The following is a 12,508-nucleotide window of genomic DNA, read 5'->3' on the forward strand; positions in this document are numbered from 1 at the left end:
ACAAGAGATGATGATCACCTCTTGTCAAGAATGCAATTAATCAATTTCATATCCCATCAGCAAACCACCATCTTCTGCATAAAAACTGCAGAGACCAGATGTTGGGAGAATTTTAATATCCGCCTGTGGGAAATTTTCACGGATTCGCTCTGAAAGCTGTTGGCAACATTTCTCGTTATTGCGTTGAGCCATGACAATACGACCACCAGCATATCCTGCTTTCACTAACTCTTCATAGGCTGCCTGAATCGATTTCTTTGCTCCTCTTGCTTTTTGTAGCAATTCGAGAGTTCCAGTTTCACTAGCTTCTCCGACCATACGGATGTTGAGAAGCCCAACGACTGTACCGATAAGCTTGCTCAAACGGCCGTTTTTTACCAAGTTATCGACTTTGGCTAGAACAAAGAGCAGCTTGGTTTTTTCTTGATAGGCAGTGATAGCTTCAACCACTTCTTCAAAAGATAAGCCCTGGTCAATCAAGTCATTTAATTTTTCTACGAGCAAGTCAACCTCACCACCAGCAGACAAACTATCAATCACATGAATCTTAGTGTCAGGATGGTCTTCCAGATAAATATTCTTAGCCAGTTGAGCACTATTGTGGCTGCCAGAAAGAGTACCAGTGATGGTTACTAGGAAAATGTTTTTGGCTCCTTCAAATGCTCGCAAATAATCATCTGGGCTTGGACAAGCTGATTTTGAAGCTTCTGCAGTTGCATACATGGTTTCCATCATTTGATCAATGTCAAGACTGGCATCATCAACAAAGACCTGATCAGCTACTTGAATGGTTAAGGGGACACTTACAAAGGTTGTATCAATTGCTGGTGTCTCCAGCTGACGATAATCACAACCAGAGTCAGCAATAATCTTCCAAGTCATAGAAATTCTCCATCTTTGTCAGTTATACATTGACAAAGGTTCTGTCTTTTTTTACAATTATATCATGAAAACCCTTGAAACAAAAGCCTCCTCCGTCTGTTGTGACAAGTAGAAAGAAAATGTTATGTCTGAACGTAGAATCTCTGAAAAGTCTCTTGAAAATCTCAGAAAATCAAACCAAGAATCCAATTTATTAACTAGAGAAGCCATCGAAACAGCCCTCTTGCAGCTCTTGGAAAAAAAGGACTTGACCAAGATTAGCATTTCTGAATTGGTTAAACGTGCAGGCGTTTCACGTGCGGCCTTTTACCGCAATTATGATTCCAAAGAGGAAATTTTAGAGAGCGTCTTTAAACGAACTGTCCACAATATTATGGAACAGTTGCATCATTATGATTTAAAGACAGACCTTTATCTGGTCTGGGTTCACCTTTTCCGAGAAGCAAGAAAGGAAGCCAGAGTGATTCAGTTGGCCTTGGATTACCATCTGGAAAAAATCTTTGTCCAAGCCATGCAGGAGTTTCTGGAAAAATACCATGGAAAATCAAAAGGTGTCAGCTCTTATCTTCATTCCTTTTGGAGCTCGGCTATCGTCTCTGTCCTTCTAAAATGGATTAAGGATGGCATGAAGGTACCTGCTGAAAAGATTGCGGATTTACGCTTACCATTTTTTAAAAAATAGAGAAAAAGGAGAAAAGATATGACTGAAAACAGATTAGCCTGGGATGAGTATTTTGCAGCTCAAGCCCTACTAATTGCCAATCGTTCCACTTGTAAGCGTGCCAAAGTAGGCGCGATTCTGGTAAAGGATAATAAGGTTATTTCCACGGGTTACAATGGTTCGGTGTCAGGTACCGAGCATTGTATTGATCACGAATGTCTGGTCATTGAAGGCCACTGTGTTCGCACCCTTCATGCCGAGGTCAATGCAATCCTTCAAGGTGCAGAACGTGGTGTTCCTAAAGGCTTTACAGCCTATGTGACCCATTTTCCTTGTCTGAATTGCACCAAACAATTGCTTCAGGTCGGTTGCAAGCGCGTGGTTTATATTAATCAGTACCGAATGGACGACTATGCCCAATACCTTTATCAGGAAAAGGGAACAGAATTGACTCATTTACCACTTGAGACAGTACAGGCAGCTCTTAAAGAGGCTGATTTAATGTAAAAATTATCTAAAATAAATGGTATAGAAAGATTTTTAAACCTTTTTTTGGTATAATAAGAAAAATAAATTGAAAGAAGGAATTCCAAAAATGGGAAAAATTGAAGTTATTAATCATCCACTGATTCAACACAAATTGTCAATCTTGCGTCGTACAGATACTTCTACAAAAGCTTTTCGTGAGCTAGTAGATGAGATTGCAATGTTGATGGGGTATGAAGTACTTCGTGATCTTCCACTAGAAGATGTGGAAATCGAAACACCAATCACAAAAACAGTTCAAAAACAATTGACAGGTAAGAAATTGGCTATCGTTCCAATCTTGCGTGCAGGTATCGGGATGGTTGATGGTCTCTTGAGCTTGGTTCCAGCTGCTAAAGTTGGTCACATCGGTATGTACCGTGATGAAGAAACACTTCAACCAGTTGAGTACTTGGTAAAATTGCCTGAAGATATTGACCAACGCCAAATTTTTGTAGTAGACCCAATGTTGGCAACAGGTGGTTCAGCAATCTTAGCTGTTGACTCGCTTAAAAAACGTGGCGCATCAAATATCAAATTTGTCTGCCTTGTATCTGCTCCAGAAGGTGTAAAAGCTCTTCAAGAAGCTCATCCAGATGTAGAAATCTTTACAGCAGCCTTGGACGACCGCTTGAACGAACACGGTTATATCGTTCCAGGTCTTGGAGATGCTGGAGACCGCTTGTTCGGTACAAAATAAGATCGAAAAGAAGAATGACTTGAAAAAGAATTTCCAGTCACGAAAGGAGGTTGAATTTTTGTTTCTGTGTAATGAAAACAGAGCAAAAATTTGACCTTTTTTGACCAAGATATTATAATAGTCTTATCTTCAGTCATTTGACAAACAAAAATAAAACTCAAAAGGAGAAATGAATGATTCCTGTAGTTATTGAACAAACAAGCCGTGGAGAACGTTCTTACGATATTTACTCACGTCTTCTAAAAGACCGCATCATTATGCTGACAGGTCCAGTTGAAGACAATATGGCTAATTCTGTTATTGCCCAATTGCTTTTCTTGGATGCCCAAGATAGTACAAAAGATATTTACCTTTATGTCAATACACCAGGGGGTTCCGTTTCAGCTGGTTTGGCAATCGTTGATACCATGAACTTTATCAAGGCAGATGTCCAAACCATCGTTATGGGAATGGCTGCATCTATGGGAACAGTTATCGCATCAAGTGGAGCCAAAGGCAAACGTTTCATGCTTCCAAATGCTGAATACATGATCCACCAACCAATGGGTGGTACAGGTGGTGGTACTCAACAAACCGATATGGCGATTGCTGCAGAACACTTGCTTAAAACTCGTAACACCTTGGAAAAAATCTTGGCTGAAAATTCAGGTCAGTCAATCGAAAAAGTTCACGCAGATGCAGAACGCGATAATTGGATGAGCGCTCAAGAAACACTTGAATATGGCTTCATTGATGAAATCATGGCCAACAATTCATTGAACTAATGATTAAAGAAGGCAAACTCGACTGGGTTTGCTTTTTTTGGTATAATAGGGAGAGATTTCTTAGAAAGAGGATTTATCATGTTTGAAAAAGTCAATCGATCTGGCTTGATTATCTATCTTTACTATAATCGTGATGCCAAAAAATTGCAGGATTATGGAGATATTACTTATCATTCCAAGAAACATCGTTACTTACAACTCTATGTTCCAACTCAAGAAGTGGAGCAATTGATTGGGCACTTGAGCAAGGAAAAATTTATTAAAAAAGTTAGAGTTTGTCATATCCAAGAGTTGGAAACACCCTTTGTGGGCAATCTTTATCGAGAGGAAAACGTTATCATCGAAAAAGTTCAAGAAAAGTGTTGACAATTTTCTGATAATTCGGTATATTCTTAACATGCTATTTATTTAAGAAATAAGGAGACAAAAAAGATGAAGAAAAAATTTGCCCTATCGTTTGTAGCGCTTGCAAGTGTAGCACTTCTTGCAGCCTGTGGAGAAGTGAAGTCCGGAGCGTCAAACGCTGCTGGTAACTCAGTGGATGAAAAGACAATCAAAATCGGATTTAACTTCGAGGAAACTGGTGCCGTAGCAGCCTACGGAACATCTGAACAAAAAGGTGCCCAACTTGCCGTTGATGAAATCAATGCGGCAGGTGGTATCGATGGAAAACAAATCGAAGTAGTCGATAAAGATAACAAGTCTGAAACAGCAGAGGCAGCTTCAGTAACAACTAACCTTGTAACTCAATCTAAAGTATCAGCAATCGTAGGACCTGCAACATCTGGTGCGACTGCAGCTGCGGTGGCTAACGCTACAAAAGCAGGTGTTCCATTGATTTCGCCAAGTGCGACTCAAGATGGATTGACTAAAGGTCAAGATTACCTCTTTATCGGAACTTTCCAAGATAGCTTCCAAGGAAAAATTATCTCAAACTATGTTTCGGAAAAATTGCAAGCTAAGAAAGTTGTTCTTTACACTGACAATGCCAGCGACTATGCTAAAGGTATTGCCAAAGCCTTCCGTGAAGCTTACAAAGGTGAAATCGTTGCAGATGAAACTTTCGTAGCAGGTGACACAGACTTCCAAGCAGCCCTTACAAAAATGAAAGGGAAAGACTTTGATGCTATCATCGTCCCTGGTTACTACACTGAAGCTGGTAAAATTGTAAACCAAGCGCGTGGCATGGGAATTGACAAACCAATCGTTGGTGGTGATGGATTTAACGGTGAAGAGTTTGTACAACAAGCAACTGCTGAAAAAGCATCAAACATCTACTTTATCTCAGGCTTCTCAACTACTGTAGAAGTTTCAGCTAAAGCAAAAGCCTTCCTTGACGCATACCGTGCTAAGTACAATGAAGAGCCTTCAACATTTGCAGCCTTGGCTTATGACTCAGTTCACCTTGTAGCAAATGCAGCAAAAGGTGCTAAAAACTCAGGTGAAATCAAGGATAACCTTGCTAAAACAAAAGACTTTGAAGGTGTAACTGGTCAAACAAGCTTCGATGCGGACCACAACACAGTTAAAACTGCTTACATGATGACCATGAACAATGGTAAGGTTGAAGCAGCTGAAGTTGTAAAACCATAATAGAAAAATGTTGAAATAGGGAATGAGCCTCTGACTCACTCCCTGTTTCGATGTTTAAGAACTTATCAAAAAAATGAGGGAAAACCCTCAAAATTATAAATAGAAAGAGTGAATTTTATGCTCCAACAACTAGTAAATGGTTTGATTCTAGGTAGTGTTTATGCGCTGTTAGCCCTAGGATATACCATGGTTTACGGAATTATCAAGCTCATCAACTTCGCCCACGGTGATATTTATATGATGGGAGCCTTTATTGGTTATTTCTTGATTAATTCTTTCCAAATGAATTTCTTCGTAGCGCTTATTGTAGCTATGCTTGCGACAGCCATTCTTGGTGTCGTGATTGAGTTCCTTGCTTACCGACCTTTGCGTCACTCTACTCGTATTGCTGTTTTGATTACAGCTATTGGGGTTTCTTTCCTACTTGAGTATGGAATGGTCTATCTGGTTGGTGCCAATACCCGTGCCTTCCCTCAAGCGATTCAAACAGTTCGCTATGATTTGGGACCAGTTAGCCTAACAAACGTGCAGTTAATGATTTTGGCCATTTCCTTGATTTTGATGATTTTGTTACAAGTCATTGTCCAAAAAACTAAGATGGGGAAAGCCATGCGTGCAGTATCCGTAGATAGCGATGCGGCGCAATTGATGGGGATCAATGTAAACCGTACTATCAGCTTTACCTTCGCATTGGGTTCTGCTCTTGCGGGTGCGGCTGGTGTTCTGATTGCCCTTTATTATAACTCTCTTGAACCTTTGATGGGGGTTACGCCAGGTCTTAAGTCTTTCGTTGCCGCTGTACTTGGTGGTATCGGAATCATTCCTGGTGCGGCACTTGGTGGTTTTGTAATTGGTCTATTGGAAACCTTTGCGACAGCCTTTGGGATGTCAGACTTCCGTGATGCCATTGTTTATGGAATCTTGTTGTTGATCTTGATTGTCCGCCCAGCTGGTATCCTTGGTAAGAATGTGAAAGAGAAGGTGTAAACGATGAAGGAAAATTTAAAAGTTAATATTCTATGGTTACTCCTTTTGTTAGCTGGTTATGGCTTGATTAGTGTACTGGTCTCAGTCGGAGTACTCAATCTATTCTATGTACAGATTTTACAACAAATTGGAATTAATATTATTCTGGCTGTTGGTCTCAACTTAATCGTTGGTTTTTCAGGACAATTTTCACTTGGGCATGCTGGTTTCATGGCGATTGGTGCTTATGCCGCTGCTATTATTGGTTCTAAATCACCAACCTACGGTGCCTTCTTTGGAGCCATGCTGATAGGTGCTTTGCTTTCAGGGGCAGTTGCCTTGCTTGTCGGAATTCCAACCTTACGTTTGAAGGGGGACTATCTTGCAGTAGCAACTCTAGGTGTTTCTGAAATTATCCGTATCTTTATCATCAATGGCGGAAGCCTTACAAATGGTGCGGCAGGTATCTTGGGAATTCCTAACTTTACAACTTGGCAAATGGTATACTTCTTTGTCGTGATTACAACCATTGCAACCTTGAACTTCTTGCGTAGTCCAATTGGTCGTTCAACCCTCTCTGTTCGTGAGGATGAAATCGCTGCTGAGTCAGTTGGGGTTAATACGACTAAAATGAAAATCATCGCCTTTGTCTTTGGTGCTATTACTGCAAGTATTGCAGGGTCACTTCAGGCAGGATTTATCGGTTCAGTTGTACCGAAAGATTACACTTTCATCAACTCAATCAACGTATTGATCATTGTTGTATTTGGTGGACTTGGTTCAATTACAGGTGCGATTGTTTCAGCTATTGTTCTGGGAATTTTGAATATGCTTCTCCAAGATGTTGCCAGCGTGCGTATGATTATTTACGCTTTGGCCTTGGTATTGGTAATGATTTTCAGACCAGGTGGACTTCTTGGAACATGGGAATTGAGCCTATCACGTTTCTTTAAAAAATCTAAGAAGGAGGAACAAAACTAATGGCATTACTTGAAGTAAAACAGTTAACCAAACATTTTGGCGGTCTAACAGCTGTTGGAGATGTGACTCTTGAATTAAACGAAGGGGAATTGGTTGGGCTAATCGGTCCAAACGGAGCTGGTAAAACAACTCTTTTCAATCTTTTGACCGGTGTTTATGAACCAAGTGAGGGAACCGTTACCTTAGATGGTCACCTTTTGAATGGGAAGTCACCTTATAAGATTGCCTCTTTGGGACTTGGACGTACTTTCCAAAATATCCGTCTCTTTAAAGATTTAACAGTTTTGGACAATGTTTTGATTGCTTTTGGCAACCATCACAAACAACATGTTTTTGCTAGTTTCTTACGCTTACCAGCTTTTTACAAGAGTGAAAAAGAATTAAAAGCTAAAGCTTTGGAATTGCTGAAAATCTTTGATTTGGATGGTGATGCAGAGACTCTTGCTAAAAATCTTGCCTACGGACAACAACGTCGTTTGGAAATTGTTCGTGCCCTCGCTACGGAACCTAAAATTCTCTTTTTAGATGAACCAGCAGCAGGTATGAACCCGCAGGAAACAGCAGAATTGACTGAGTTAATTCGTCGTATTAAAGATGAATTTAAGATTACAATCATGCTGATTGAACACGATATGAATCTGGTTATGGAAGTTACAGAACGCATCTACGTACTTGAATACGGTCGTTTGATTGCTCAGGGAACTCCGGACGAAATTAAGACCAATAAACGCGTTATCGAAGCTTATCTAGGAGGTGAAGCCTAATGTCTATGTTAAAAGTTGATAATCTTTCTGTGCATTACGGCATGATCCAGGCAGTCCGTGATGTAAGCTTTGAAGTGAATGAAGGAGAAGTTGTTTCCCTTATCGGTGCCAATGGTGCAGGTAAGACAACTATTCTCCGTACCTTGTCTGGTTTGGTTCGACCAAGTTCTGGAAAGATTGAATTTTTAGGTCAAGAAATCCAAAAAATGCCAGCTCAAAAAATCGTGGCAGGTGGGCTTTCACAAGTTCCAGAAGGACGCCATGTCTTTCCTGGCTTGACTGTTATGGAAAATCTTGAAATGGGAGCTTTCTTAAAGAAAAATCGTGAAGAAAATCAAGCTAACTTGAAGAAGGTTTTCTCACGCTTCCCTCGTCTTGAAGAACGGAAGAACCAAGATGCAGCCACTCTTTCAGGAGGGGAACAGCAAATGCTTGCCATGGGACGCGCCCTCATGTCAACACCAAAACTTCTTCTTTTAGATGAACCATCAATGGGACTTGCCCCAATCTTTATCCAAGAAATTTTTGATATCATTCAAGATATCCAGAAACAAGGGACAACCGTCCTCTTGATTGAACAAAATGCCAATAAAGCACTCGCAATCTCTGACCGAGGCTATGTACTGGAAACAGGGAAAATCGTTCTATCAGGAACAGGAAAAGAACTCGCTTCATCAGAAGAAGTCAGAAAAGCATATCTAGGTGGCTAAAACAATCCAGTGGATTGTTTTAGTCGGCAGATGAAGATTACGAAGTAATCATCATTATAGTCCGGGGGACCTTTTTAGTCGGTGAATAGAGATTGCGAAGCAATCATCAAATCCAGTGGATTGTTTTAGTCGGCAGATGGAGATTGCGAAGCAATCATCATTATGATCTGGGCGACCTTTTTAGTCGGCAGATATAGATTGCAAACAAATCTGCATCTACATTGAAAGGTTAATTTCTAATAATTAAAAAATCGAATGAAAGGTATCTTACCTTCATTCATAGAGCTCGATTTAGAGCTCTTTTTGCTAGCTTATTCATACTTTTCTGAATTTTGAAAAAGAAATGTAAGCGTTTGATAGATTTGCAAAAAGATTGTATAATAGGGATAAGAATAGAAAAGGAGAAGTCTCATGGCAGTTAAAGATTTTATGACCCGCAAGGTAGTTTATATTAGTCCAGATACAACAGTATCTCATGCAGCAGATTTAATGAGAGAGCAAGGATTGCACCGCTTGCCTGTTATCGAAAATGATCAATTAGTTGGTTTGGTAACTGAGGGTACCATTGCGCAAGCAAGTCCATCAAAAGCAACCAGTCTTTCTATCTATGAGATGAATTATCTTCTAAATAAGACAAAAGTAAAAGATGTGATGATTCGCGATGTTGTCACTGTTTCAGGCTATGCGAGTCTAGAGGATGCAACTTATCTGATGTTGAAAAATAAGATTGGTATTCTTCCTGTAGTAGATAACCATCAAGTCTATGGTGTTATTACTGACCGTGACGTTTTCCAAGCCTTTCTTGAAATTGCTGGCTATGGAGAAGAAGGTATTCGTGTGCGCTTTGTTACAGAAGATGAAGTCGGTGTCCTCGGAAAGATTGTTTCTTTGATTGCAGAAGAAAATTTGAATATCTCTCATACAGTCAATATTCCGCGTAAGGATGGTAAGGTGATCATCGAAGTTCAAATCGATGGATCAATTGATTTACCAGCTTTGAAAGAAAAATTTGAATCAGAGAATATTCAAGTAGAAGAAATTACTCGTACTTCAGCAAAAGTCTTGTAAGGAGGGAAGCCGAAAGGCTTCTTTTTACGTGTAATAAGGGATTAGAGCAAAAGATGGAAAGAAATGATAAAATATGCTATAATGAAATGATGTAAAAAAGGAGTATTTATGGACATTTCAGTAATTCGTCAGAAAATTGACGCAAATCGTGAAAAATTAGCTTCTTTCAGGGGGTCTCTTTGACCTAGAAGGTCTAGAGGAAGAGATTGCTATCTTGGAAAACAAGATGACAGAACCTGATTTTTGGAACGATAATATCGCGGCCCAAAAAACGTCGCAAGAATTAAATGAATTAAAAAACACTTACAATACCTTCCATAAGATGGAAGAGTTGCAGGATGAAGTCGAAATTTTATTGGACTTTTTAGCTGAAGACGAGTCAGTGCATGAAGAACTGGTAACGCAGTTAGCCGAACTTGATAAGATGATGACCAGCTATGAGATGACCCTTCTCTTGTCAGAACCTTATGACCACAATAATGCGATTTTGGAAATTCATCCAGGTTCTGGTGGTACAGAGGCTCAAGACTGGGGTGATATGTTGCTTCGTATGTATACTCGCTATGGAAATGCCAAAGGCTTTAAAGTCGAAGTCTTGGATTACCAAGCAGGAGACGAAGCTGGTATCAAGTCAGTAACCTTATCATTTGAAGGGCCTAATGCCTATGGTCTTCTTAAGTCAGAAATGGGTGTTCATCGCTTGGTTCGAATCTCACCATTTGACTCTGCCAAACGTCGCCATACCTCTTTCACATCTGTAGAAGTGATGCCAGAGTTGGATGATACCATTGAAGTGGAAATCCGTGAAGATGATATCAAGATGGATACCTTCCGTTCAGGTGGTGCCGGTGGACAAAACGTTAACAAGGTTTCAACAGGGGTGCGTTTGACACACATTCCAACTGGAATTGTTGTCCAATCAACGGTTGATCGTACCCAGTATGGAAATAGAGATCGAGCTATGAAGATGTTGCAGGCTAAGCTCTATCAAATGGAGCAAGAAAAGAAAGCTGCGGAAGTTGATTCCCTTAAGGGTGAGAAAAAGGAAATCACATGGGGAAGCCAAATTCGTTCTTATGTTTTCACGCCATATACTATGGTAAAAGATCATCGAACTAGCTTTGAAGTTGCTCAGGTAGATAAGGTTATGGACGGAGACCTAGATGGTTTTATCGATGCTTATCTCAAGTGGCGAATCAGCTAAGATAGAAAGGAACTCACATGTCAATTATTGAAATGAGAGATGTCGTCAAAAAATACGACAACGGAACGACTGCCCTACGCGGTGTTTCGGTCAGCGTTCAACCAGGAGAATTTGCTTACATTGTAGGACCTTCAGGAGCAGGGAAGTCAACCTTCATTCGTTCTCTATATCGTGAAGTAAAAATCGATAAAGGAAGCCTATCAGTTGCTGGTTTTAATCTGGTTAAGATTAAAAAGAAAGATGTCCCACTTCTACGTCGTAGTGTTGGGGTTGTCTTCCAGGATTATAAACTCTTGCCAAAGAAAACTGTCTATGAAAATATTGCTTATGCTATGGAAGTAATCGGGGAAAATCGCCGTAATATCAAAAAACGGGTGATGGAAGTTTTGGACTTGGTTGGGTTGAAGCACAAGGTTCGTTCTTTTCCAAATGAGCTCTCAGGTGGGGAGCAACAGCGGATTGCGATTGCGCGTGCTATTGTAAATAATCCCAAAGTACTGATAGCCGATGAACCAACAGGAAACCTGGACCCGGATAATTCATGGGAAATTATGAATCTCTTGGAACGAATTAACCTACAAGGGACAACTATTTTGATGGCGACTCATAATAGCCAGATTGTAAATACCTTGCGCCACCGTGTCATTGCCATTGAAAATGGCCGTGTTGTTCGTGACGAATCAAAAGGAGAGTATGGATACGATGATTAGTAGATTTTTTCGCCATTTATTTGAATCCCTAAAAAGTTTGAAACGAAATGGTTGGATGACAGTGGCTGCTGTCAGCTCAGTCATGATAACTTTGACCTTGGTTGCCATATTTGCTTCTGTTATTTTCAATACAGCGAAACTAGCTACAGATATTGAAAATAATGTTCGAGTGATGGTTTATATTCGCAAGGATGTAGCTGATAATAGCGAGACCATTGAAAAAGAAGGTCAAACTGTTACAAATAATGACTACCACAAGGTATACAATGCTTTGAAGGGGATGTCTACTGTTAAGAGTGTTACTTTTTCAAGTAAAGAAGAACAATATGAAAAATTAACCGAGACAATGGGTGATAACTGGAAAATTTTTGAAGGAGATGCCAATCCCCTCTATGATGCCTATATCGTTGATACAAATACGCCAAGTGATGTAAAAACTGTGGCTGAAGATGCTAAAAAAATTGAAGGTGTGTCTGAGGTTCAGGATGGTGGTGCCAATACAGAACGCCTATTCCAACTAGCATCATTTATCCGTGTTTGGGGATTAGTTATTGCAGGACTTTTGATTTTCATTGCAGTTTTCTTGATTTCAAATACCATTCGTATTACCATTATTTCTCGCAGTCGCGAAATTCAAATCATGCGCTTGGTTGGTGCTAAGAACAGTTATATCCGTGGACCGTTCTTACTTGAAGGTGCCTTCATTGGTTTGCTTGGAGCAACTGCGCCATCAGTGTTGGTCTTTATTGTTTATCGAATGGTTTACCAATCTGTCAATAAGTCATTGGTCGGACAAAATCTGTCTATGATCGCGCCAGAGGTATTTACTCCTCTGATGATTGCCCTATTATTTGTGATTGGAATTTTCATTGGTTCACTGGGATCAGGAATTTCCATGCGCCGATTCTTGAAGATTTAGATAAAATAGCTACTTTTATGAGGAGATTAAATGATCTCCTTTTTTGCTACAAAAATTTTAG

The 12,508-nt window shown here is 40.0% G+C and carries 15 protein-coding genes; 14 read left to right on the plus strand and 1 reads right to left on the minus strand.

From position 1 onward, the window contains the following. Positions 1-36: 36 nt before the first annotated feature. Positions 37-882: a DegV family protein gene (locus O3601_RS06395; protein ID WP_173253609.1), complete on the minus strand. Its 846-nt coding sequence runs from the start codon at positions 880-882 to the stop codon at positions 37-39. A 124-nt stretch (positions 883-1,006) separates the two neighbouring features. Here O3601_RS06395 and O3601_RS06400 point away from each other — a divergent pair, with 124 nt between their 5' ends. From O3601_RS06400 to ftsX, 14 genes are all read left to right on the plus strand, one after another. Beyond that, positions 1,007-1,564, plus strand: a complete 558-nt coding sequence (locus tag O3601_RS06400; protein WP_000004136.1) for a TetR/AcrR family transcriptional regulator — start codon at positions 1,007-1,009, stop codon at positions 1,562-1,564. Positions 1,565-1,582: 18 nt separating this feature from the next. Further along, the gene (locus O3601_RS06405) at positions 1,583-2,050 is read left to right on the plus strand and encodes a cytidine/deoxycytidylate deaminase family protein (protein ID WP_000138511.1); all 468 of its coding nucleotides are present in this window, start codon (positions 1,583-1,585) and stop codon (positions 2,048-2,050) included. A gap of 88 nt (positions 2,051-2,138) precedes the next feature. After that, positions 2,139-2,768 (plus strand): uracil phosphoribosyltransferase, encoded by a 630-nt coding sequence (gene upp, locus O3601_RS06410; protein WP_371471855.1) that lies wholly within the window; start codon positions 2,139-2,141, stop codon positions 2,766-2,768. A gap of 173 nt (positions 2,769-2,941) precedes the next feature. Continuing rightward, positions 2,942-3,532, plus strand: coding sequence for an ATP-dependent Clp protease proteolytic subunit ClpP (clpP, locus tag O3601_RS06415; protein WP_000613475.1), 591 nt, complete (start codon positions 2,942-2,944; stop codon positions 3,530-3,532). Positions 3,533-3,610: 78 nt separating this feature from the next. Continuing rightward, complete coding sequence (locus tag O3601_RS06420; protein WP_261070561.1) at positions 3,611-3,898, plus strand: YlbG family protein; 288 nt, start codon at positions 3,611-3,613, stop codon at positions 3,896-3,898. A gap of 66 nt (positions 3,899-3,964) precedes the next feature. Then, positions 3,965-5,125 carry an ABC transporter substrate-binding protein gene (locus tag O3601_RS06425; RefSeq protein WP_000726116.1) on the plus strand — a complete coding sequence of 387 codons (1,161 nt, stop codon included), beginning with the start codon at positions 3,965-3,967 and terminating at the stop codon, positions 5,123-5,125. A gap of 117 nt (positions 5,126-5,242) precedes the next feature. After that, complete coding sequence (locus tag O3601_RS06430; RefSeq protein ID WP_000941427.1) at positions 5,243-6,112, plus strand: branched-chain amino acid ABC transporter permease; 870 nt, start codon at positions 5,243-5,245, stop codon at positions 6,110-6,112. 3 nt (positions 6,113-6,115) lie between these two features. After that, a complete protein-coding gene (locus O3601_RS06435; RefSeq protein ID WP_371471859.1) occupies positions 6,116-7,072 on the plus strand; it encodes a branched-chain amino acid ABC transporter permease in 957 nt (318 codons plus the stop codon). Then, complete coding sequence (locus O3601_RS06440; protein ID WP_001185997.1) at positions 7,072-7,836, plus strand: ABC transporter ATP-binding protein; 765 nt, start codon at positions 7,072-7,074, stop codon at positions 7,834-7,836. Before O3601_RS06435 ends, O3601_RS06440 begins: the two co-directional genes overlap by 1 nt. After that, positions 7,836-8,546, plus strand: coding sequence for an ABC transporter ATP-binding protein (locus tag O3601_RS06445; RefSeq protein WP_000062200.1), 711 nt, complete (start codon positions 7,836-7,838; stop codon positions 8,544-8,546). Before O3601_RS06440 ends, O3601_RS06445 begins: the two co-directional genes overlap by 1 nt. 411 nt (positions 8,547-8,957) lie before the next feature. Beyond that, positions 8,958-9,614 (plus strand): CBS domain-containing protein, encoded by a 657-nt coding sequence (locus tag O3601_RS06450; protein WP_000268660.1) that lies wholly within the window; start codon positions 8,958-8,960, stop codon positions 9,612-9,614. Positions 9,615-9,722: 108 nt separating this feature from the next. Further along, positions 9,723-10,818, plus strand: a protein-coding gene (gene prfB, locus O3601_RS06455; RefSeq protein WP_142246371.1) for a peptide chain release factor 2 whose coding sequence is annotated in 2 segments (ribosomal slippage) — positions 9,723-9,794 and positions 9,796-10,818 — 1,095 coding nt in all. Because the reading frame shifts where the segments join, the coding sequence is not laid out codon by codon here. A 17-nt stretch (positions 10,819-10,835) separates the two neighbouring features. Next, positions 10,836-11,528 carry a cell division ATP-binding protein FtsE gene (ftsE, locus tag O3601_RS06460; RefSeq protein ID WP_000022265.1) on the plus strand — a complete coding sequence of 231 codons (693 nt, stop codon included), beginning with the start codon at positions 10,836-10,838 and terminating at the stop codon, positions 11,526-11,528. Continuing rightward, positions 11,521-12,447 carry a permease-like cell division protein FtsX gene (gene ftsX / locus O3601_RS06465; RefSeq protein WP_000625550.1) on the plus strand — a complete coding sequence of 309 codons (927 nt, stop codon included), beginning with the start codon at positions 11,521-11,523 and terminating at the stop codon, positions 12,445-12,447. The genes ftsE and ftsX overlap by 8 nt, the downstream gene beginning before the upstream one ends. Positions 12,448-12,508: the final 61 nt, after the last annotated feature.

It is taken from the genome of Streptococcus sp. 20925_1_69 (genome assembly GCF_041432365.1).
Classification (GTDB): Bacteria; Bacillota; Bacilli; order Lactobacillales; family Streptococcaceae; genus Streptococcus.